This window comes from Fontibacter flavus, from assembly GCF_042432905.1.
Taxonomy (GTDB): Bacteria; Bacteroidota; Bacteroidia; order Cytophagales; family Cyclobacteriaceae; genus Fontibacter; species Fontibacter flavus.
In genome coordinates, this window is the sequence record NZ_JBHLWI010000008.1 from 76368 (window position 1) to 100942 (window position 24575).

Sequence of the window (24575 nt, forward strand, 5' to 3'; positions counted from 1 at the left end):
TGGAGCGAAATTACTCATTTTCAATTAGCCCGCTTTTTGAATAAAATAAATTTAACTTTATGGCTGATTATTTAACAAAATTTAACCCATGAACACTCCCACTAACTATAAAATGATAGGCCTGATGTCCGGAACTTCAGGTGACGGACTGGATATCGCCTATTGTGAATTCCATTATGACGGTAATTGGACTTTTGATATCCCCGCCTATCAGACCGCCCCATTTCCAGAAAAAATGGCAAAAAAACTGAGAAAATCGCACAAGCTTAATGGCTATAAACTATCCTTACTTGATATTGAGTTTGGAAGATGGATGGGCATGCAGGTCCGTCAATTCATCAACAAGCATCAGCTGACAGTGGATGCTGTGTCTTCTCATGGCCATACCGTCTTCCATCAGCCCCAAGAAAAAATCAGTTTACAGATCGGAAATGGATGGGCATTACACCAGGCCTCTGGTTTGCCTGTGATCAATGATTTCAGGATGCTCGATGTGCAGCTTGGAGGACAGGGCGCACCTTTGGTCCCCATTGGAGACCGATTGCTTTTTGGGGAATATGATTACTGCATCAATCTGGGCGGCATTGCCAACATCAGTATGGAATCAGCCGGGCAGCGCATTGCTTTTGACATCTGCCCTTTCAATCTATTGTTGAATTATTTTGCGGAATATGAAGGCTTGGCCTATGACAAAAATGGAGAATTGGCCAAAAAAGGCCGGGTACTGCCGGGTGTTTTGAAAAATCTGAACAAATTATCCTATTATGATATTGAAGGGCATAAATCTTTGGGAAGAGAAGATTTGGTGGGCTTTTTTGAAATTTTAGAAGGTGGCGAAACCTATAAAGCGGAAAATATCCTGCACACTTTGGTGGTTCATTATACCGAACAGATCAAAAGGGCTATGAAGCCTATACCTTCCAAAAAAGCGAAGGTACTGATTACAGGAGGGGGCGCATTCAACACCTTTTTTATGGAAACACTGGAAGAAGCGCTAGGGGAGGATTTCCAGATCATGCCCTCAGGCGAAACAATCATTAATTTCAAAGAGGCCCTGATTTTTGCTTTCCTTGGCGTACTGAAATTACGGGATGAGGTAAACTGTCTTTCTTCAGTAACAGGTGCAAAGCAGGATAATTGCGGCGGAGTACTTTACGGACAAATCAAGTCTTAAATCATATCATCTAGGGATTTACAGTTTTTATCTGAAAGCTTGGGCAGACCAAATCATCTCTTCCCAAATCCCATATGCTATCTGATATTTATTTCTATTTTTGCCTGAGATTAAACCCAAATATTACTGACCAATGAAAGATTTACTCAAGAAATTTGAGAATAAACAACCTGAGATTGTTTTTGAATGGAGCGATAGCGAATCAGAAGCTGAGGGCTGGGTAGTCATCAACTCCCTTAGAGGCGGCGCTGCTGGCGGTGGTACCAGAATGAGAAAGGGATTGGACAAAAGAGAAGTGGAATCACTGGCCAAAACCATGGAGGTGAAGTTCACCGTTTCCGGTCCTGGCATCGGAGGTGCCAAATCAGGAATCAACTTTGATCCGAACGACCCCCGAAAAGATGAAGTACTGAGGAGATGGTATAAGGCGGTAATGCCTTTGCTGAAAAACTACTACGGTACCGGCGGCGACCTCAATGTGGATGAAATCCATGAAGTGATTCCCATCACCGAATCATACGGCCTATGGCATCCGCAGGAAGGAATTGTCAATGGACATTTCCATGCCACTGAGCCACAAAAAATAAGAAAAATCGGCCAGCTGAGACAAGGTGTTTCCAAAGTATTGGAAGATCCATTGTACACGCCTAATGGTCCAAAGAAATATACCGTGGCGGATATGATCACCGGATATGGAGTAGCAGAAGCCGTAAGACATTATTATAAAATCTGGGGAGGCCAGCTCAAAGGCAAAAGAGCCGTCATACAAGGTTGGGGTAATGTAGGGGCGGCTGCGGCCTGCTTCCTGGCAGTGGAAGGCGTCAAAATTGTCGGCATCATTGACAGAGAAGGTGGCCTGATCAACGAAAACGGTTATTCTCTTGACGAAATCCGGGAGCTTTTCATTCAGAGGGCCGGTAATAAGCTTGTGGCTGAGAATATGATCCCATTTGAAGAAATGAATCAGAGGGTATGGGATCTCAAAAGTGAGATTTTCATTCCGGCAGCTGCTTCTCGATTGATTACCAAAGAACAGGTGGAAAGAATGGCAAAGGCTGGATTAGAAGTGATTTCTTGTGGTGCCAATGTGCCTTTTGCAGATCCTGAGATTTTCCTGGGACCAATTGGAGTTTGGGCAGATGAACAAGTATCAGTTCTACCTGATTTCATTGCCAACTGTGGTATGGCCAGGGTCTTCGCTTACCTCATGTCCGAGAAAGCAGAAGTGACTGATGATGCCATCTTCAAAGATGTAAGCAAGACGATTTCCAAAGCCTTGAAGAAGACCTTTGAAAAAAATCCTGAAAAAATTCGCATCGCCCAGACATCACTCGAAATAGCTTTAAAGCAGTTAATATAAAAATTAAACCAGTCATCAGCCGGGTTGAATTGTTTTTAAATTAATTCATCCCGGCTTGTTTATTTTATGTGGTGCTTTTCATTCAAAATAAGTAGTTTAGCGAAAACAAACTTGGTAATTAGCTTGCTACCTTTATAATAATTCCAAGTTAATCAATCCAAAACTAGAGAAGAAAACCGCTTAATTTTAACTGAATGAAGAATTTATTAGCTGTTTTTGTGGTATTATTTGGGATTATGATTTTTTCCGGTATTCCGGAGGTCAATGCCCAAGATGACCCTCAAACCGAAGCCATCCATATCGAAGCTCAAGACAATGTCGAAGCCGGTACTGCCGAACACATCCATGATGATCATGGGCATCACGAAACAGCCCCGGTCTGGTTGGTTATTCCATTTGTAGCGCTTCTGCTAATGATTGCCACAGGCCCGTTATTTTACGAGCATTTCTGGCATCATAATTATCCCAAAATTGCCGTAGGTTTTGCCATGCTCGTGGTATTCTACTACTTATTTGTACTTCACAATGTACATGGACCCGTGCACGCCCTTGCTGAATATGTTCAGTTTATTGCACTCTTGTCCTCTCTGTACATTGCTTCAGGGGGTATCCTGATCGAGATAGACAAAAAAGCAACGCCAATGGCGAATGTTTCCCTATTGTTGATTGGTGCACTTGTTTCCAATTTGATCGGTACCACTGGAGCTTCCATGCTATTGATCAGACCATTTATCCGTCTCAATAAAGGCAATATTCAGCCTTATCATATCATTTTCTTCATCTTTATGGTGAGTAATATCGGGGGTTCCCTGACACCAATCGGCGATCCTCCACTATTCCTCGGTTTCCTGAAAGGAGTTCCTTTCTTCTGGACTTTGGAGCATAACTGGCCTGCTTGGATACTGGCATTGTTGATCCTGGCTGCAATTTTCTACTTTATTGATAAAAAATTCGGCAGGGCCAATGAAGAGGAACTTGAAGAAGTGACTTACACCAATAAATTTGAACTGATCGGCTCTAAAAATTTCCTGTGGCTGGCAATCGTGATCGCATCTGTATTCCTGGATCCTAATGTGATTGACTGGGTACCTGCCATCCATTATGATGGTCAAAAATTCTCCTTTATCAGAGAAATCATCATGCTCTCCGTAGCTTACTTCAGCTTTAAATTCGCTGATCAAAAAGCTATCAAAGGCAATGAGTTCAACTTTGAGCCAATCCGTGAGGTAGCCTTTATCTTCATCGGTATCTTCGGGACCATGATGCCAGCATTGGAGTTGGTGGGCAACTTTGCCAAGTCTCCGGAAGGCGCTGCTTTGATTACACATAACACCCTGTATTGGGGAACCGGTATCCTTTCAGGCGTACTGGATAATGCACCTACTTACCTGAACTTCCTTGCAGCAGCCATGGCTTCACAAGGTGCTGAAATTAGCAATATCGAAATGGTAAAAGATTTTGCCATGGACAATTACGATGATTCTGCCTTTGAACTGATGGCCATCTCTCTTGCAGCGGTGTTCTTTGGAGCCATGACTTATATCGGCAATGGACCGAACTTTATGGTGAAATCCATCGCAGAACAAAGTGGTATCAAAATGCCTTCTTTCTTTGGATATGTCATCAGGTTCTCCTTGCCTATCCTCTTGCCGGTACTGATCATCACCTGGTTGGTATTCTTTGCTTTTGTCTGATGTGGGATGTCGGATAACCGTTATGGGTATGACAAGAATGTAAAGTGAAGAATTTTGAATGAGAATAAAAACCACGTAGTGGTTTATCCTTGAATAGCCCCGTATGAAATGTGGGGTTAGGGGGTTTAAAATCTAAATCAGCATCCCAACCCTAAAGGGGTTGACCCATTTAAATTTTGTCAAGTAATTACAGGACGAGACATCAATCGAATAAACAAAACCCAGCATATCTTGCTGGGTTTTTTTATGCTTTTTTGTTTTGTTGAAACATTATTAACTTCAATGCGCTTTTCAAATTAAACCCAAATCACAATCTATGCAATCACATAAAATCTTACCCTCATTGGCAACTGTAGGACTACTCCTGGCCTGTCAACCGGAAAATCAAATTGAAAATATCGACGTGCAATATCCCGAAACCAAGAAAATAGACCATGTAGACACCTATTGGGGTGAAAATGTTCCAGATCCTTACAGATGGCTAGAAGATGATTACTCTGAAGAGACAAAAGCCTGGGTAAAGGCCCAGAATGAAGTAAGTTTCGGCTATCTGGAAAAAATCCCTTTCAGAGAAGCCATCCGTCAGCGATTGGAAGAAGTGTGGAACTATGAAAAAGTTTCTGCACCAAGCACTCATGGGGATTACCAATACTTTTACCGTAATGATGGCCTTCAAAATCAATCTGTGCTTTACCGTAAAAAAGGACCGGATACCCAAGAGGAACTCTTTTTGGATCCCAATAAGCTTTCCGAAGACGGCACCTCTTCACTGGGCGGGAGTGCCTTCACCAAAGACGGGAGCTTATTTGCCTATGCGGTGTCTGTAGCAGGTTCTGACTGGAGAGATATTTATGTGATGGATGCTGAAAGCAAAACATTGCTAAAAGATCAAATCTCAGATGCCAAGTTTACCGGGATTGCCTGGAAAGGAAATGAAGGTTTTTTCTATAGTACCTATGACAAGCCTGATGGTTCCAAACTTTCCGCCTTTACCAATAATCATAAACTTTATTACCATCAGTTAGGTACTGAACAGTCTGTGGATGTACTTGTATTTGGCGATGACAATAATCCAAGGAGGTATGTAGGGGCTTCAGTTACTGAAGATGGCAAATACCTGGTCATCACAGCGGCTAATAGTACTACTGGAAACGAATTGTACATTCAGGATCTGAGCAGGCCCATGTCTCCGATTGTCCCAATTATCTCCGACATGGAAAGCACCCATTATGTGGTGGACCATCAGGATGGCGAACTCTTCATTTTTACCAACAAAAATGCGCCAAACAACAAGTTAATCAAAACCAGCATCGCTGCCCTATCTTCAGATAATTGGGTGGATGTCATAGCTGAAACGGAAAATGTAATGGATATTTCCACGGGAGGGGGAAGCATTTTTGCTTCTTATTTAAAAGACGCCATTACCGAAGTTAAGCAATTTGATTATTTAGGTAAGCTGATCAGAACAATTGAACTACCGGGCATTGGGACAGCTAGTGGCTTTGCCGGCAAAATGGAGGAAAGCGAGATATACTACACCTTTACTTCTTACATTACCCCTGGTACGATCTATAAATATGATATTGTTTCAGGAAAAAGCGAACTACACTACAGTCCAAAAGTGCAGTTTGACCCAAGTCAATATGAAAGCAAGCAAATTTTCTATACGTCCAAAGACGGTACGAAAGTCCCCATGATCATCACCCATAAAAAAGGACTAAAGCTCGATGGAAAGAACCCGACAATTTTATATGGTTATGGCGGATTTGGTGTGAGCTTAACACCTTCCTTTAGCATTGCCACCACCGTTTGGTTGGAAAATGGGGGTGTTTATGCGGTACCTAATCTTCGTGGTGGCGGTGAATATGGTGAAAACTGGCATTTGGCAGGCACCAAGCAGCAGAAGCAAAATGTCTTTGATGACTTTATTGCCGCAGGAGAATACCTGATCAAGGAAGGCTATACTTCCTCTGATTTCCTGGCCTTGAGGGGAGGTTCAAATGGTGGCTTATTGGTAGGCGCTGTGATGACACAAAGACCTGAACTGGCTAAAGTGGCATTTCCTGCTGTGGGGGTATTGGATATGTTACGATACCATCAATTTACCTCAGGAGCGGGATGGGCCTATGACTATGGCACAGCCGATGATTCAGAGGAAATGTACCGCTACCTGAAAGGATATTCTCCACTCCACAACCTGAAAGCAAGAACTGCTTATCCTGCTACTTTGGTAACCACAGCGGACCATGATGACAGGGTGGTTCCTGCGCATTCATTCAAGTTTGCTGCTACCTTACAGGAAGTCCACGTGGGTGATCACCCAGTATTGATACGCATTGAAACCAATGCAGGGCATGGAGCCGGTAAACCTACATCCATGCAGATTGCAGAGATTGCGGATATTTATGCCTTCGGTTTGTACAATATGGGGGTAAGTTTCCCTAAAAAATAAATATCTTTTGACCAACCCTCCAAGGGTTTAAAACCCTTGGAGGGTTATTCTCTAATAGAGATTACATGAAAAAGTCAAACCTGCCTGGTTAATGATCCAGAAAAGCATCACAAAACCAATATAACTTTAAAAACCAGGCAGGTTTTTTTCCTATTTTTAAATTGAAAGAATTGAAATTGATATGAAAAAAATATCCTTACTTCTCCTTCTTTTCATGCTAAGTACGGCTACTTTTTCCCAAACACTGGAGGAAGAAAAAGCAGCCATTGCCAAGACCATCCAGTTTTATTTTGAGGGCATGATGGAGCGGGACAGAACCAAGTTGGATCAGGCATTCGATCATTCTGCCAGGTTAATCGGGTATAGAGGTGATAAATTTACCGTGACACCATATGAAGAATGGGCAAGTGGTACCGCCAAAGGAGAAAAAAGAAAATTAACTGATTTCAAAAACCATCTCATAGAAATAGAGGTCAAAGGCTATACCGCTGTGGCCAAGACGGAGCTTTTTTGGCCGGGAATTTACTATTATGATTACCTCACCCTGATCAAGATTGATGGCAATTGGAAAATTGTGCACAAAACCTGGTATGAAGAGAAGCGATGATGAAAAAGCTTCAACTTGTCATATCGAAGATAGGAGACATCTGGCATTTCTTAGATGAAACAAAGAAAGAGGCAATCCCTACAGGATTGGTCTTCCACCATCAATCATCTCATGCTACCGATAGGTAATCCCTACAGGATCAGAAACGAAGATCAAATCATGCCGAATGGACCTTCGATTCAGGCAAAAGGTCAAAAATTCAAAAAGCTTCCCCTTGTCATGTCGACGACTGGAGACATCTAGGATTTTTGTTTTAAAGCTTATTAGAAAAAAATCACCAAACCGTAAGACTTGGTTATATTGTTAAATCCTGCCAAAAAAATTAAAAAAAAACATACTTACAAATTAAGTTTAAACCACTGTATCTATAGTACTTATTATCAATAAGTAATGTATTTTTTACCAATAATTGGGAAATTATTTTTTGAATTAATTTATAGTTAAATACATTAAAATGTAAGTTAAAATCACTTTTTTGTTTATATTCAATAGGCTTAAAATGAAAAGGCATTAGATTATCTGGATTAAGTTGGATTAAACCCAATTAAAGTTCAGCAGTCTTAAACTTTAAATTTTGATTACCAAACCAACCAATTTGCTACTCAAGCAACCATTCTTTTACAAGTTTAAAAAGCTAATTATGAAACACTTCAAAAATCCAAAATTTTCACTTTTGATTTTAGTATTTGGTTTACTGGTGTCTGCCTGTGACAACCAACTGACGGAGGTTGACCCAATTAATGAGGCAGAGTTAAAAAAGCAGAGCACAATCAGTAAGTTTAATCTTACGGAGATTTCAGATTATTCCAATCTGAGGAAAGGTGACTTTACCGGAAAGTATTTGGTTTTGAGCAGAAATCAGAACTTAAACTCTAATCTAATGAGAAGTATAGAAAATGCGGGAGGAGAAATAGTAAAGCAGTATCCTGAGATAGGCGTACTTTTGGTTACTCCCCGTACTGATACATTCTTAGAAGAGGCAGGTAAAATAAATGGTGTTGAATCCATTACACCGGACTTGGTATGGACTTATACCCAAGAACCTGGATTAGTGAGTGAGGACGTCACTGTAAGTGCTGAAAATGCCAGAAGAATTACAGCAGGTGGTGAGGCCTTCAATTATAGGGATGCTATATTTGATGGTTGGCAATGGGCCCCAAAAGCTATTAATGCCACTGATGCTTGGGATGCTGGTTATACAGGTGAAGGCATTAGGGTAGCCGTACTTGATGGGGGTTTCCATTCTACCCATATCGACCTAGCTCCGAATTTGGATGTAGCTTCTTCTGCTTCATTTGTTCCAGGTTTTGCTTTCAATCAAGACACAGGTACTTTCTGGCATGGTACTCACGTCGCGGGCATTGTAGCTGCTTCAGGATTTGGCGTAGTAGGGATTGCTCCTAAAGCTACTTTGGTAGGGGTAAAAGTGCTTCACAATGGTTCAGGGGCATTTTCTTGGATTTTGGATGGCATCATCTATGCTGCCACTCCTCAGAACCTAGGTGGCGGTGGCGCTCAGGTCATGAATATGAGTTTGGGCGCTACGATTGATTACAGAAACAACTGGCAAGACAGAGAGTTCAGAGATGCTTTTAGAGAATTGCAGAAAATCTATGACCGGGTAACAAGGTTTGCCTTCAACAATGGCGTCACTGTCATTGCTTCATCAGGAAACGGTGAAACTAATTATGATGAGGAAAGAGAATTATTCAAATTCCCTGCCCAAAACCAGCATGTGTTATCCATCAGTTCTACAGGACCTACAGGATGGGTTCTTGGCAATACCAACTTTTCCGATCCTGCTTATTATACAGATTTTGGTAAGTCTTTGGTAGATTTTGCAGCACCGGGAGGAACAGTTGGATTAGCAGTCGTAGAAGGCAATTTCAATCCTTGTACCTTAATTGGAACAACAAGAACAACTACAACAACTTGTGCCATATTTGACCAAGTATTCAGTACAGTGAGGGGAACCAGTAATGGAAATTACAATTGGGCTCAGGGAACTTCTATGGCTTCTCCAGCAGCCGCAGGTGTGGTAGCCCTAATGATGCAAGCCAATGGAGGAAACCTTACTCCAGCACAGGTCAAAACCAGATTGATGCAATCTTCTACTGATTTGGGCAAACCAGGTCAGGACGAAATCTATGGACATGGTTTTGTCAATGCCGCAAAAGCTGTTGGTATCAACAACTAATTAAATTACCATAAGTCTAAAAAATCAAATAGCCTTTCAATTTTAAGCAAAACTCAGCACTAGTAGTACCAATTGAATAGCCCTCGGAAGCATTCGAGGGCTATTTTTATGATATATACTAAGTTTATAAAATTAAAAAACCCACTACCCGAAGGCAGTGGGAAATAAATTTCAAAACAAAAGAATTTTTTACTGTTTCAACACTTTAATATGCTCTATTTTTTGACCCCATTGGATTTCGACTACGAAAACCCCTTTGGGAATTCTGGCCACCATCTGGGACAATTGTTCGTTCATTTCCATCTCGGTTTTCACTGCAACTGCCTGACTTTGGGCAGTGGGGTGTACCAATCTGAATGTTATGGGCTCTTCATCATACTGGGATCTATCTAGTAAACTTATTCTCAACTGATTGTCCAGAGTAGGATTTGGGAATGCCCTCCACACACCTGAAGTAAACTGAACTCCTGGAGTTTTCACGGACAATACTTTTGAATAATGATGGTGGCCTGTCAGGTCAACCTGCTTCAACCTGTACAACACATTGCTTTCTCCTAATGGTAAAGCAGTATCTTCAAATGAATATTGCATCAGGACATCACTCCAACCCGCGGCATTGACCTCACCGATTTTAACAAACTCCACTCCTTTAACCGCTCTTTCGATTTCAAAATGGGAAGATTCCCATTCTTTGGTTGTGGACCAAGTAATTTTAGCACTTCGGGTTTGGTTGAGGAATTGCACGTTAAAATCAGCAAGTTCAACAGGTAAAATCTTTGCCCCAAGATCAAACAAATCAACCCTGCATCTTCCTGTGGCATTATCAATTGTAGTCAAACTGTAGGTAGTCCCTCCCACCAAGGAGTCTATCAATGCTTCTTCAGAATAAAAAGTAGGGTCATCTAAGGATGTCCAATAATAAAAATAATCTCCTGGCTCAAAGGTAACTTCTATAGATCCTGTAGCCAGGTCTATACCTGTTTGTCCATCGATCGTTGATTCATTAACACTTTCACTTAATATAACATCATCAGTCGATAAGGCATCAGGAACGGCTGTAATATAAGATTCTATTTTTCCAACTAGGTTACCTTGGGTTATTGTCAACGAAGCTATTACCTCACTTCCAACTGCTCTATTCCAAACTGTTGGATTGAAATCTGTAGAGCTTAATGTAGAGCCATCGGGAAAAGTGAAATTCCAGGTTGCATCATACTCAAGTGTCGGGTTTCCTCCAAAAAGTGATGTGATGATAAAAGAAACATTTGTTTGCGTCAAATCTTCTGCAAAACACTCAAATATGGGTTCAAACGAATAAGCCAATGTCCCAACTTCAATAGGTATAGAAGTAGTATTATTCAAACATTGGGCCGCAGGATAACTTTGACAGTTATAACTATCTTCTAAGTCCTTATTGCCGCTAGTTGTCCATGATACAAGTGGGTTTGATAATTCATAGAATTCATTTTTACATTCAATCCCAATATCAGGAATTGGAATGGTTACTATGCATGAACCAGTATTACATGGGCTTATAGAGCCACTAAATTCATTAATATAAAATGAAGCCAATGCATCACCATCTGGATCATTACGGTCTTTCTTTACAATATCAGCAATTAACCTAAAATTATGGATATCATTTCTGGCATTAGAGGTATACAACAATGAAATGTAATAAGGACCACTTCCCTCACAAATGTCATTTGGATTTCCAGCAGCATCACTGAAATACACATTCAAAATGGAATAATTCTGTGCATTTCCTTTACAAATGGTACAAGAGCCATCTCGAAGATCAGGCTTATTGGGATCAACCTGCCCATATCCTTCCATGCTTACTCCAGTAAGCAAAAGGATCATCGTGAGTAATGTGAAAAATCTTATCATCGGTTTATATAATTATAATTGTATTACAAATATATTTTTTTGTTTTTTATTAAACAAGTGATTTTAAGCATTTTATGCATTTTTTTGTTTTTTGAATACTGTTTTTTGCTTATTAACTTGTTTTAAAGGGTTTTTTGAGTGTTTTTATATAAAAATATGATGCGTCTAACGGATTCCAACAAACCTCTAAAGCGAACTGACGGATAGCCTTGGTAAAAAAGAAATCCAAATATTACCCTTCCTGAAGGCAAAAATGAAAAGGGAAACAGAGGAATATAAAGCGCTTTGAATTAGAATTTTCTATCCAAAAGATCAGGCTGTATAAAACAAAAAAACCACTGCCCGGTGGGCAGTGGAAAAACAACTGTAGCTAAAAAAACAATTATTTCTTCAATACTTTGATATGCTCTACTTTTTGGCCCCATTGGATTTCTACCACAAAGACGCCTTTGGGCATTCGGATTGACAGATCAGTCAACATTTCATTCATTTCTTTTTCAGAAGGAACCGAAATGGCCTCGGTCTGGGCGGTAGGATGTATCAACCTAAAGGTTAGCGGTTCCTGATTGTAATTCCCTGCATCTAGTAAACTGATGCGCAATGAACTACCATCCGTCGGGTTAGGGAATGCACGCCATACTCCTGAGGTAAACTGCATTTCAGGAACTCTTACAGACAAAACTTTAGAATATTCAAAATCCCCATTGAAATCCACCTGTTTGAGACGGTAAAGCAGATTACCTCCAGTAAGTGGCAAAATCTTGTCTTCAAACAGGTATTCCGTCAGCTGATCACTCCACCCAGCCGCCTTCACCTCTCCTATCTTTTCAAACTGAGTTCCGCTTACTGCCCGTTCTATTTCAAAGTGAGACGCTTCCCATTCTTTGGTGGTGGACCAATTAAATGAAATGCTTCTGGAAGAATGATTGAAATTTACTCCATATTCTTCATACAAAACGGGTAATGGTGTTACATTAATAAGGTATTTAAATGTTCTGCACATACCAGTTTCCTGATTGATCATAGTAAGAGTATATTCCCCTCCCGCTAGACCTGTTAAATTTTTGGGGTCTTCCGGATCCAATATATTACCATTTTCATCACTCCAAAGAAATATGTATTCGTCATCAGCTGGATTTATTTCTGTAATTGTTATTGACCCATTTGGATCTGGGCTCAAATTAGGATCATTATCAGTTTTATTATCCTCAGTTATATCAAACAAATCTGGGATAGTTATACTTGAAGGAATAGTGAAAGGTACATCAGATTCATCGCTATTTATTTCTAAGTCTGGTTTAATCACATCTCCGGGCTTCAAATTTATAGTATACGAAAAGCCACCGTCAGGAACCGTAATTAAATCATCACCAACCTGAAAGATCCAGTCTATTTCAGCTGGTCTAATTCCTCCAGCTAGGGTGGTTACAAAAAAAGTTACATCAACAGTTCCATCAGGAGTCCCATCATTTTCTTCAAAACATTCAAAAACATAATCAAAATCATATACAAATCCATCAACACCCACAGGGATAATTACTAAAGGAGGGTTACTACACAAACCAGGGGCATAACCTCCACATTGACCATTTGTGTTTAAATTCTCATTTGGAGTCCAAAATGCACGAGTATCAAAAAGTTCCAAAACTTGATTTCTACAATCAAATGTATTATCATCAAGCTTAATTAGAATTGGCACCGACCCTTGTTCACCAGGATTTGTACTCAGAACGGTACCTAAAAAATATTCTATACTAATTGAACCAACAACAAGACCATCATTATTTTTAATAAACAAATCAAATAACAACTTAACATTATAAAGTTCTTGACGCGAGGTATAGTCTAGAGTAATCCAGAATTCATTTCCAGACACACAATCATCAACACCTAACCGATCTCCATCTGAATTACTAAGATAAGCCTCTTGAATTACAAAATTTTCTCTTTGATTATTAGCAGGCCTACATTCCTCACAGTCAATATTACCTCCCCCCTGCCCATATCCATTCATCACCACCCCAAAAAGCAGTAAGGAGCCAATGAGGCCATAAAATAAAAATTTAAAAAGTTTCATTACAATCAGGGCTTATCAATTATACATAAATGTATTACGAATATACGTTTTTGCATTTCAACAACAAAGAAAAAATCCATAAAATTATTAAAACATGCATCTTATATACAAAAAAACACTTTCAGTTAAGCATTATTAACAGGTTATAATTATTTTTTAGTTTTCATAAAACAATAGCTTTTAAAGATAAAAGCACAATCCATCAAAAATCCATTTATAATTCATTTTTTTATATCCAATTGACATTTTAATAAATATAAACAGAATTTAATTAATGTTTTTTTATTTTTTGCAAAATAAAATTCTTTTTTATAGTTTTACCATTTAAATAAGCCCTAGTAATATGCTTTCTTTTAGTGGTAAAATATTCAAGGCTTTATTCCTTATCTTGGGTATCAGTTTTATTTATACTGATATAAACACCTATGCCCAATGTAGCCAAAACAACTTTGCAGTAACAGACCTCTATTTTTTAGATGAGAAAGGAAATCCTTTTGAAGATGAAGAAGAATTCGCAATCGGTGAAGTGGTCAAAGGAAGGATATATGCGATCTTTTCTGGAACATCTACCAATGCATACTTTCCCTTACATTTTGCCTACCAAGAAGAGATTTCTGGCAATCTATCATCCACAACCTCTAGTTACTGCGTATTTAACGAAACTTCAAATACCAGCAACCAAATCCCTAAAGAAACACGCGTCTTTCTTTTTGATTATGAAATTATCTGGGGCAGTGAAACCTATTTCAAAAATATTTATTTGAGATGGCGCCAAAATGAAGGCCAAACAGAGTGTACGACATCAGCTTCAAGCGGACAATGTTATGCCAGTCCTGAAGGTCTTAGGGTAAGTACCCAGTTTGGACCACTCCCAGTAGAATGGCATCAATTTTCAGTTAGCCCGACTGAAAATTTGAGGAACATAGCCTTAAACTGGTCAACATTAAAAGAATGGGAGTCCAGCCATTTTGAAATCGAAAGGTCTGAACAGGGAATCGATCATTTCACCAAAATCGCAGAAGTAAAAAGCGTGGGTTGGAGCGACACACTTACCCAATACAGCTATACGGACCTTCAACTTCCTTATAAGGGCGGAAGGCTTTATTACAGAATCAAACAAGTGGACTTCGACGGCAGCATGGATTATAGTCCAACACAAATGGTACAAGTACCTAAAGTAATGTCCAGCAAGAACCATTGGCAGGCAATTCCAAATCCTGTAATCAACAAAGAACTTCAACTCATGTACACAGGACCCCCTCTCCAAAATGAGGTTCAAGTCCAAATTTACACCGCAAGCAGTAGCTATTCTTATGTATTTAACAATGCCGGCAATTCCATAGACCTGAGCCAGATCTTACACAAACTGCCAAAAGGAATCTTAATTATAGAGATTATCACAGAAGCAACTACAGAAAGATTAAAAGTGATCAAGAAATAAAGGTATTTTCTAAACCGACGATAATTTTTTTCTCATGTGCAAATGCACAGCGTTCACCCCAGCTCTTAAGTTTGAATAAAACCGAAGGGCTGGGGATTTTTGATGCTCAATGCCATTTTCAGTTCTTGATTTAGCTTTAAAAAATACCTCAGTTTTTTACCAACTTATGGAATTCCTTTTTCGTTCCCCAAGAAATATGGATCAGGTAGATTCCTTTGGGAGCATTCAGCAATTTGGCCTGTACCTGCCTGGATATTTCAGCCATATTGCCAGCTCTAAAAAGTACTGCCTCAGCGGAAGGGGAAATCAATTCTACCTGAATTTCTTCTCCTGAATATTCCTGCAAGTGCAATAACTCCAATCTAAAGTTATCTCCTGAAGTCGGGTTAGGGAAAGCCCTCCAAACACCTTTGGTAACTTGAAGTGAAGGTATCCTTATAGAAACCACTTTGCTGTAATTCACTTCCCCTCCAAAACTTATCTGCTTTAGTCTGAATAAGATATTTCCCCCAACTAACGGAAGTTCTTCGTCCTCAAACTCATATTCTGTAATCGTATCTTTCCATCCCATTCCCTGAATTTCCGCAATTTTCTCAAAGCCTTTTGTTCCAGCATAAGATCTTTCTATTTCAAAATGGCTGTTGCCAAACTCCTTGGCTGTTGCCCATCTAAGTTTCACAATTCTTGATGATTCATCATAACTTGGTTCCACATAGATAATCTGAACCGGCATGATGGTGATATTACAGTTGATGGGATCATCGATAACCTGATAAGTTGCAGTTGGGTCTAGTGCGGTAAGCGTACTTGGATCGGGCCCCATTCCGCAATAATACACCTCTCCTTGGGTTGTAATGCGGATCTGAGAACCCGGATTAGGCAGAAAATCAGTATATATAGTTAAAGAAGCCTGCTCACTCACATTCAGGTTGCCACCCTGTACGACAACAGAACCCTCCACTACCACTTCACTGGTACCCGTAATGGTAAGTGTCGCATTACCGGCAATGTTAATACCTTTGGTTTCATCAGTCACATACACAAATGCATCTCCTGAGGTAGTAATATTATTGGTAGCACCGGCAACATCTATGCTTCCTGTCACGAATTCACCGGCTACTTTGATATCCGATCTATTGCCCCGCATCTTTGTTTCGCCCAGAACTGTCAAAGAACCTCCTGACTTGATATCTATGGTGACAAGATTACCATTCAGATCCAGTTCATCAAAAATGGCCTCAGCACCGCTATGGATTACCAAATTAAAGTCGTTTTTTACTTCTACTGATTTTGCCGTCAATACCCCAGAAAAAACATTGATGGTCGTCGCCCCTTGGTTGGTTGATGTCAGGCTGCCAGTGACAGTCAAAGAAGCATTCATATTCAAAGTAAAACCGCTTCCTGATGCAAAGTCACCATTTACTTGTCTAGGATGATTCAAATTGACTACCACGGCACAGTTATTGGAAATCCCTTGAAATGGAGGCGAGTTAGGAATGGTTACATTCCCGCTACAACTACCCGTCCTTGTCCAACAAGCAGGATCATTCCATAAACCGGATGTACAGGGCTGAGAGGTATAGGTAATTGTTTGTGCTAATGTTTGGAAAGTAGAAATAAAAAATAGCGAAAGCAAAGTAAATACCCCCCAAACCTTTTGATGATTGAGAAATTCAACATTCATTCTTCTGATTACAGAAAATTTATCCAAAATTGAATTAACCATTAAAACTTTAAAGAATATTAGGGTGACTCCTGTTTGATCTCTACACTTCAACCTTCAAAAAATCTGACAGACCAAAGAGAAAAACAGACCTAAATTTGTACTTATTCCTTGAAATAGTCAATTTTTACTAGGTATATTTTTGTTTTTTGGGGTACAAGTCATTTTCAACTACACATACTGCATTTTCCCTATCTTAAATTTTTGGTTAAAAAATCCTCAAATCTGATTTCATCAGGAAAGACATACTATTTTTACCATTGGTCACAAAAAAAAGAGGCTGTCTCATAAATAGGGACAGCCTTTTTTTATTCGGGCAGATATCTGGATCAAATTTCATATAGCCAAATCTAATGGCTTTAATTTGACTTATGATACAACCTCTTGTATAAGCTTTAAAACACTTAATTCAATTTTTGATCAACTTGATGTACTCAATCCTTTGCCCCCAGCTGATTTCAAGGACATAGACGCCTTTTCCATTGGCATTCAGCAAGCCCAAAACTTCCTCAGCTATGGTCTGGGTAGTGTTCCCTTTCAGGCTTCTCCTCCCAGCTGTAGGAGTAATCAGATTGGCCATTAAAGATTCTCCATTATACTCTTTGCTATCCAATAATTCAATCCGTAAAGCATCTCCAATCGTCGGGTTAGGGAATATCCTCCACACACCATTGGTAATTTGCATCCCAGGAACGCGGACGGATAAAACTTTGGAATATTCAAAATCCCCGTTGAAATCCACTTGCTTAAGACGGTAAAGGAGATTACCACCGGCAAGTGGAAGCAATTTATCCTCAAATAGGTATTCCGTTAATTGATCTGACCAACCAGCAGCTTTCACTTCACCGATCTTTTCAAACCGAGTTCCACTTACTGCCCTTTCAATTTCAAAGTGTGAGGCTTCCCATTCTTTGGTCGTGGACCAGAGGAAGTTGACAGATCTAAAAGACGGTTTAAATTCAAGGGATAAGTTTTCATAAATTACTGGTGTAGGGAAAAATCTAATAGATCTACTAAAGCATCTAACCACCCCATTTTCATCAGTCATAAAAAGAAAATATGTTCCGTCGGGCAATCCTGTAAGGTTAGTTGGATCTCCTTGTATTTGAATACCATCCTCATCAAACCATTCATAAGAAAAAGTTTTAGACGGATCAATGTTAGTAAGTCTTATAGATCCATTTGGAAATGGAGTTATATCTCCAAGGTTTTGAGAAACCTCAATAGATACTTGAAATGGTTCTGGGATATTCACAACTTCTGCATTAGGTGGAGTAGCCATAGTCAGCCCATTAGAATCTCTTACCAAGACACTCACTTCAATTATATCATTAGGAGAAGCAGGTTCAGTAATAAATAGACCCTCAGGTAGTCTTCTTGCTGGATCAGTTCGGGTTATTCCATTTTTGGTAACAGTCCAAATAACGTCGTAAACTCCATTTCCTCCAGCAACATTTGTTAGCACAAATGTCCTAAAAGTAAGATTATCTTCTTCAAAACAACTTTCTGTTACACCAAAAGAATAAAAAAAACCATCTACGGTAATTGTTCTAACAGCTGTTTGAAGATTTGAGCATTGCCCTGGAGGATAGTTAATCCCGTCACAAAAATTATTATTATTTGCATTATTATCTGGTCTTCCAGGGTTTGACCAATGAATTCTTATATCCTTCATTCGAGCAGTTTCTTTCTGGCAATCAAACTCTAAAGGCAGATCAACTTTAATGGTATGAGTCACAAAACCTGGCCCAGTAGTTGGCAAATCCCCAATTAGAAAATCAAAAATACCTTCTCTAACTCGATTTGGAGAATCAACTGGTAAAGTATTATCAGTAATTTCTAAGTTAGACACAAAAAAAACATTCGTACGAATTTGGTTAGTATTTTGCCCAGTAGAATATGAGAAAGTTATATAAATATTGTCCTTATCAGGACAAGTACTTAAATCAATAGGATTACCTAGAGCATCTGTAAAACTAACAGTTCCTAAATCAAATCTACTTGCTTGAGAATTGGCATTAGGGCTACATATCAAGCAATCCCTTGTTACTTGCCCAAACCCTTCAACTACCAATCCAAAAAAAACTAAAAACAAAATCAGCCCAAAAGGAATGAACTTTTTAAACATCATAGTTGACAGGATTATTCAATACCGTTTTTTGTATTACAAATATGATTTTTTGTTTTTGAATAATAAAACGAAATGTTTAAAATAATTTCTGTTTACACATTTTATTCGTTTTTTCATTCCTTTTATTTACTTTTCAACACTTGATTTTTATACCAATATCAGAACTTTAGTAAGCTTGAAAACACAAACATATCTCATTGTTAATTCATCATCAGGCATTTACAAAAAAGGAAGTTGACCAACTTTAAGATAAATTGTCTCTAACGTACATTTGAAAGAGAAAGCAAAAAATTCCTTGCAAGTTTTAATGATTTGTAAAAGTATTTGACACAAAAAAACCCGACATCGCTGCCGGGTTTTGTAATTGGTATGTGATTGGGTTAATTACCCATTCATGGAAATCAAAAACTCTACATTGTCCCTTGTGCCTTTCATACGCTGTAAGAGGAACTCCATCGCCTCCTGAGAAGTCATGTCGGACATCAGTTTTCTCAGGATCCATACACGCTGCATCTCTTCCTTGTCCATCAACAAATCCTCTCTTCTGGTACCTGAACTTGGCACATCGATGGCTGGATAGATCCTTCTGTTGGACAACTTTCTGTCCAGCGCCAATTCCATGTTGCCTGTGCCTTTGAATTCTTCAAAGATCACTTCATCCATTTTGGAACCGGTTTCGACCAAAGCAGTAGCGATGATGGTCAAAGAACCACCGTTCTCCACATTTCTTGCCGCACCGAAGAATCTCTTTGGCTTATGCAGGGCATTGGCATCTACACCACCGGAAAGGATTTTCCCTGAAGATGGCACCACTGTATTATATGCCCTCGCCAGACGGGTAATGGAATCCAATAAGATGACTACATCATGACCGCACTCTACCATTCTTTTGGCTTTTTCCAGTACAATGGAAGCTACCTTCACATGTCTTTCTGCCTGCTCGTCAAAGGTTGAGGAAATTACCTCTCCTTTCACCGAACGTGCCATATCTGTCACCTCTTCCGGTCTTTCGTCAATCAACAGGACCATCAAATGTACCTCTGGGTGATTTTCGGCAATGGCATTGGCTATCTGCTGCAACAACACCGTCTTACCGGTCTTTGGCTGTGCCACGATCATACCACGCTGACCTTTACCGATAGGCGCAAACAAATCCAAAATCCGGGTAGAATAATTATCCGCCTTGGTAGAAAGGTTCAACCTTTCTTCCGGGAACAATGGGGTCAGGTACTCAAAAGGAATCCTGTCACGGATTTCTTCCGTCGTCTTGCCATTGACTGTGATCACTTTTAACAAAGCGAAGTATTTCTCTCCTTCTTTAGGAGGTCTGATGGAACCTTTGATATGGTCACCGGTCTTCAAACCAAAAAGTTTGATCTGAGAAGGGGAAACATAAATATCATCCGGGGATGCCAGGTAATTGTAATCCAAAGATCTCATGAAGCCATATCCTTCAGACATGATTTCCAGAACACCTTCGTTTTCGATGATCCCTTCGAATTCCTTCATGCTGACATAAGGCCTCTTCTTGGTAGGAATCACTTCTGCACTTGGAATATGCACTTCATCAATATCCCTGATATTTTTTCTTCTTGGCAGCTCCACTTCTGCTTCTGCCGGAGTAGAAGGAGATGCAGCCGGCTCTGAAGGCGCTACTTGTTCTACTTCCACCACTTTCCTTCTTGGACGGATAAACTTTGGTTTTTCTTCCTCCTGAGGAGCTGCTTGGGGAGTTATAGGCGCTACGGCTTCAACCTTAGGAGCTGATTTTGGCTCTTCCTCTCTTCGAGGGCGCGGGGCCTCAGCCCTTGGAACTTCTTCTCTTTCTCTGCGAGGTCTTGGAGCAGGAGTCTCAGCTTTTGGCTCTTCCTCTCTACGGGGACGTGGTGCAGGTTTTTCAGCAGCGACGGACTTCACCGGATCACTTGATTCCTCTTTGGGAAGCTCCGTTACGTTTTGTCTTCTGAATTTGGGCTTGGTATCAGCTGCTTCTTCTTGGGGTGATTGAGCAGGCTTTTCCTTTTCTTTTTCTTTTGCTTCTATCTCGATTACAGAAGGCTTCTTTTTGGGGAGGGCTTGTTCTGGGGTGATGGCCTGTTGGTCCAGAATGGCATAAACCAGGTCATCTTTTTTGAGGTTTTTAAAGTTTTTAACTCCCAGTTCCTCCGCGATCTCCTTCAACTCAGAGAGAAGTCTGATCCTTAATTCTTCTATGTTATACATAAAAAGCTTATGAAATTAATTGATAATGTGTGATGTGTGAATAGTAATGAATGTGTGTATTGAGTATTACTGATCTGAATGAAAAAGGTATTCAGGATAGTATAAAATCCAAGGGGAGAGGATTTTGACATACTGTAACAGCACAATATTACATGATGAAAATTGAATACGCAAGTTTTAAGCTTAAAAGAACGCAAAAGTCATCAATTTCTTCCTATTTAATACCAAGGCTAAAATATTGTTTAAAGCTAAATAATAAAGAAAACATAAGTAATCCTTTATCGGTCAATGGATTAAAGAATGAAATTGCATAACATTGGCCATGAAGCTGTTTTTCCCTAAGTTAGATTTTGAAGGTATAGAGCTGCACACAAAATCCTCTGCTCCTAGGTTCGGAAACGCTTGACTACAGCACCGGCTAAAAAACCTTAGTGCGTTCAAACCCTTATGGCATAATACAATCCAATCTTACTGAAACCCTTAATTCCCTAAACTCCTTAATGTTTCAAAATCACACTTCCGACATCTTTGCAAATTCCACCTTCCAAATCTCACTGCTTTTTGTAGGGATTTACTATTTTGTAAGCTGTAAAAAAATTTTACCATGAAAATGAAAACCAACAAATCTCTCTTTTTGTCGCTGATTGCCTTTTCTGTATACAGTTCCGTTGCTTTTGCGCAGCAAGACCTCTCACAGGAAGTGCCCCTTGATACCAGGGTTCGCGTAGGAGCCCTAGACAACGGACTGGTGTATTATATTCAGCAGAACCCCAAACCTGAAAATAAGGTTGAACTGCGACTGGCAGTCAATGTAGGATCTGTTTTGGAAACAGAGGATCAGTTGGGGCTGGCACATTTTACTGAGCATATGGCCTTCAATGGTACCCGGAATTTTGAAAAAAACGAACTGATTTCTTACCTGCAATCCATAGGGGTTTCCTTTGGAAGGGACCTAAATGCCTACACTGGATTCTATGAGACGGTATATATGTTACCCATCCCTTCAGATGATGAGGAAAAGCTGAGAAGTGGTTTCCTGGTCATGAGTGATTGGGCTGGAGGTATTATGATGAAGGATGAAGATATTGATGGAGAAAGGAGCATCATCGTGGAAGAGTGGAGAACAGGGCAGGGTTATTCTCAGAGGATGCGTGACCAATACCTGCCCATCCTGTTGCATGATTCCCAATATGCCGACCGGTTGCCCATAGGCAAAATGGAAGTCATTGAAAATTTCAAGTACGAAACGATCAGAAAATTCTATAAAGACTGGTACCGTCCAGACAATATGGCCGTGATCGCCGTTGGGGATGAAGACCCTGACAAACTGGAAACTTTGATCAAAGAATATTTTGGTTCTTTAGAAAATCCCAAAAAGGCTCCCAATAGGAAACATTTTGAAGTACCGGAGCACAAAGAAACTTTTGTGAGCATTGTGACAGACCAGGAGGCCCCTGGTATTCAGATACAGCTATTTTATAAGCATAAGGCACTCCCTACAAAGACCAAAGCGGATTATAAGAATTTCCTACTGAGGACCCTTTATGGAGGCATGATGACCCAGCGCTTAGATGAAATCCGTCAAAAACCTGATGCACCTTTCATTTTTGCGGGAACAGGCTATGGCAATTTTGTTCGGGATATGGATTATTTCAGTGCTTCAGGAGTGGTGGCACCGGGGAAAGTTGAAGCTGGTATTGAATCACTAATTCTAGAAAATGAACGGGTGGCCCAGTTTGGTTTTACCCAAGCTGAACTAGACAGGGTCAAGCGATCCGTGATGAACACTGCAGAGCGTGCCTATAAGGAAATGGACAAAGTGGAATCCAGGGCGGTAGTCAGTAGGTATGTGAACCATTACCTTTCAGGAAGATTTGCCGAGGGAGAGGCCTGGAAATATGAATTTTATCAGGAGATCATCCCCCAGATTACCCTGGAAGAGGTCAACAAATTGGCCAAAGAACTGGTGAGGGATGAAAACAGAGTAATCATCGTCATGGCACCTGACACTGACAAAGAAGAACTCCCTTCAGAAGTCCGGATTTTGGCCATATTTGATGCGGTAAACGAGATGGAACTCAGCCCATATGAAGAAAAACTGCTGGCAGAAAAATTAATGGAAGATTTACCGGCTCCAGGAAAAATAGCGCAGGAAGAACATATCGAGTCCATTGACGTGCACGAAATCACGCTCAGCAATGGCTTAAAAGTTTTTGTCAAAAGCACAGATTTTAAAAATGATGAAATTGTCTTTTCCGGTTCGGGAAAAGGTGGTGTCTCCCTTTATGGAGATGAGGACCACTATACCGCCAGTTATGCAGGTGTATTGGTCAATGTAATGGGAATCGGGGATTTTTCACCTACAGATCTTCGGAAAATACTGGCAGGAAAATCCGTTTCGGTGACACCGAATATCGGTACCTATTCGCAAAATATATCCGGCAGTACTTCACTAAAGGATTTGGAGACTACCCTACAGTTGGTACATCTCTATTTCACGGCTCCAAGGATTGACAGGGAACTTTATGAGGTATTTATTAACAACCAAAAGACCCAATTGGCTTCAGCTCAGGTGAATCCTGATTATCAGTTTTCCATGAAGCTGAACAAGATCGTGGCCAATGGAAATTTAAGGGCAATGGGTATATTTGGACCTGAGGACCTGGATAAAATCGACATGGATAGGGGTATCGAAATCTACGCTGAGCGATTTGGAAATGCCGCCAATTTCGAATTTTTCTTTACCGGGAATATAGACCTGGAAATTTTCAAACCTTTATTGGAGCAGTATCTGGGCAGCTTGCCTTCCGATCCTGAAAACCTGGATGATTTTAGAGATATGGGCATCAGGGCACCAAGAGGGATATCCGAAACCATCGAAGTGGGAACTGATGAAAAGAGCCAGGTCATCCTGTATTTTTCCGGTGAAACAGCTTATGATAGAAAAAAGGCAGCTGACATTTCTTACCTGGGAGAAATCCTTACCATCAAATTGATTGAAAACCTGAGAGAGGAAATCGGTGGTGTCTATGGGGTAGGTGCCAATGGCAGCATGGGCATTCAACCGGTGGGCAATTTTTCATTTTCCATAGCTTTTCCCTGCAGTCCTGATATGGTTGACCGTTTGACAGCAGCTGCTTGGGATGAAGTGAGGAAAATTCAGGAAAATGGCCCAAGCGAGGAAGACCTCAACAAGGTTAAGGAAAACAGACGGATTGCCCTGGAGGAAAATCTGAAGAGAAACAATTATTGGAATGCCCAGCTCTCTGCCATCAGAACCTATAAACTCCCATGGGAAGCTGTTCTGGAAGCCAAGGCTTCGATTGAGGCTGTGACGGTAGAAAGGATTCAAGAAGCAGCAAAGGAGTTTTTGGTTAAAGAGAATTTATTGGAGGTGAAAAAGTTTCCTTTACGAGCTCAATGAGCAGATATTGGTAGCAAAAGATTATGATAGTGGAAATGATGAAAAATCTAAGAATTTTGATTTGATCAAGCTTATTTTCACCCTGATAGAAAAAAAGGTATTTGTGAATAGATGTTAAAATTTGTGTGTATAAAAGATTTCAGGGTCAAAGTATTCCGAAATCAGCCTTCCGAAATCCCCCT

Annotated in this window: 14 protein-coding genes; 9 read left to right on the forward strand and 5 right to left on the reverse strand. The window is 40.1% G+C overall.

The window, feature by feature from the left end:
* Positions 1–88: 88 nt before the first annotated feature.
* From ACFFIP_RS04470 to ACFFIP_RS04500, 7 genes are all read left to right on the forward strand, one after another.
* Positions 89–1174 carry an anhydro-N-acetylmuramic acid kinase gene (locus ACFFIP_RS04470; RefSeq protein ID WP_382386368.1) on the forward strand — a complete coding sequence of 362 codons (1086 nt, stop codon included), beginning with the start codon at positions 89–91 and terminating at the stop codon, positions 1172–1174.
* Positions 1175–1307: 133 nt separating this feature from the next.
* On the forward strand, positions 1308–2534 hold the full coding sequence (locus tag ACFFIP_RS04475; protein ID WP_382386369.1) for a Glu/Leu/Phe/Val dehydrogenase dimerization domain-containing protein: 1227 nt from the start codon (positions 1308–1310) through the stop codon (positions 2532–2534).
* Positions 2535–2728: 194 nt separating this feature from the next.
* Positions 2729–4228: a sodium:proton antiporter gene (locus tag ACFFIP_RS04480; RefSeq protein WP_382386370.1), complete on the forward strand. Its 1500-nt coding sequence runs from the start codon at positions 2729–2731 to the stop codon at positions 4226–4228.
* Between the two features lie 316 nt (positions 4229–4544).
* Positions 4545–6680, forward strand: coding sequence for a prolyl oligopeptidase family serine peptidase (locus ACFFIP_RS04485; RefSeq protein ID WP_382386371.1), 2136 nt, complete (start codon positions 4545–4547; stop codon positions 6678–6680).
* Between the two features lie 181 nt (positions 6681–6861).
* Positions 6862–7287 carry a nuclear transport factor 2 family protein gene (locus tag ACFFIP_RS04490; RefSeq protein WP_382386372.1) on the forward strand — a complete coding sequence of 142 codons (426 nt, stop codon included), beginning with the start codon at positions 6862–6864 and terminating at the stop codon, positions 7285–7287.
* 54 nt (positions 7288–7341) lie between these two features.
* A complete protein-coding gene (locus tag ACFFIP_RS04495; RefSeq protein WP_382386373.1) occupies positions 7342–7530 on the forward strand; it encodes a hypothetical protein in 189 nt (62 codons plus the stop codon).
* A gap of 397 nt (positions 7531–7927) precedes the next feature.
* Positions 7928–9484 (forward strand): S8 family peptidase, encoded by a 1557-nt coding sequence (locus ACFFIP_RS04500; protein WP_382386374.1) that lies wholly within the window; start codon positions 7928–7930, stop codon positions 9482–9484.
* A 189-nt stretch (positions 9485–9673) separates the two neighbouring features.
* Here ACFFIP_RS04500 and ACFFIP_RS04505 read toward each other — a convergent pair whose 3' ends face one another.
* Together ACFFIP_RS04505 and ACFFIP_RS04510 are read right to left on the reverse strand one after the other, a co-directional pair.
* Positions 9674–11374: a fibronectin type III domain-containing protein gene (locus tag ACFFIP_RS04505; protein ID WP_382386375.1), complete on the reverse strand. Its 1701-nt coding sequence runs from the start codon at positions 11372–11374 to the stop codon at positions 9674–9676.
* Between the two features lie 382 nt (positions 11375–11756).
* Positions 11757–13451, reverse strand: coding sequence for a fibronectin type III domain-containing protein (locus ACFFIP_RS04510; RefSeq protein WP_382386376.1), 1695 nt, complete (start codon positions 13449–13451; stop codon positions 11757–11759).
* A gap of 343 nt (positions 13452–13794) precedes the next feature.
* Between ACFFIP_RS04510 and ACFFIP_RS04515 the strand changes: the two genes are divergently transcribed.
* Entirely contained in the window at positions 13795–14892 is a 1098-nt protein-coding gene (locus ACFFIP_RS04515) for a T9SS type A sorting domain-containing protein (RefSeq protein WP_382386377.1), read from the forward strand.
* Between the two features lie 148 nt (positions 14893–15040).
* On the opposite strand, the gene ACFFIP_RS04520 is transcribed toward ACFFIP_RS04515, so the two are convergent.
* The 3 genes from ACFFIP_RS04520 to rho form a co-directional block, all read right to left on the reverse strand.
* Positions 15041–16618 carry a T9SS type A sorting domain-containing protein gene (locus tag ACFFIP_RS04520; RefSeq protein WP_382386378.1) on the reverse strand — a complete coding sequence of 526 codons (1578 nt, stop codon included), beginning with the start codon at positions 16616–16618 and terminating at the stop codon, positions 15041–15043.
* A gap of 406 nt (positions 16619–17024) precedes the next feature.
* Positions 17025–18746, reverse strand: a complete 1722-nt coding sequence (locus tag ACFFIP_RS04525; RefSeq protein ID WP_382386379.1) for a T9SS type A sorting domain-containing protein — start codon at positions 18744–18746, stop codon at positions 17025–17027.
* 384 nt (positions 18747–19130) lie between these two features.
* Positions 19131–20969, reverse strand: coding sequence for a transcription termination factor Rho (rho, locus tag ACFFIP_RS04530; protein WP_382386380.1), 1839 nt, complete (start codon positions 20967–20969; stop codon positions 19131–19133).
* 604 nt (positions 20970–21573) lie between these two features.
* On the opposite strand from rho, the gene ACFFIP_RS04535 reads away from it, so the two are divergent.
* The gene (locus ACFFIP_RS04535; protein WP_382386381.1) at positions 21574–24393 is read left to right on the forward strand and encodes a M16 family metallopeptidase; all 2820 of its coding nucleotides are present in this window, start codon (positions 21574–21576) and stop codon (positions 24391–24393) included.
* The last annotated feature ends 182 nt before the right edge of the window (positions 24394–24575 follow it).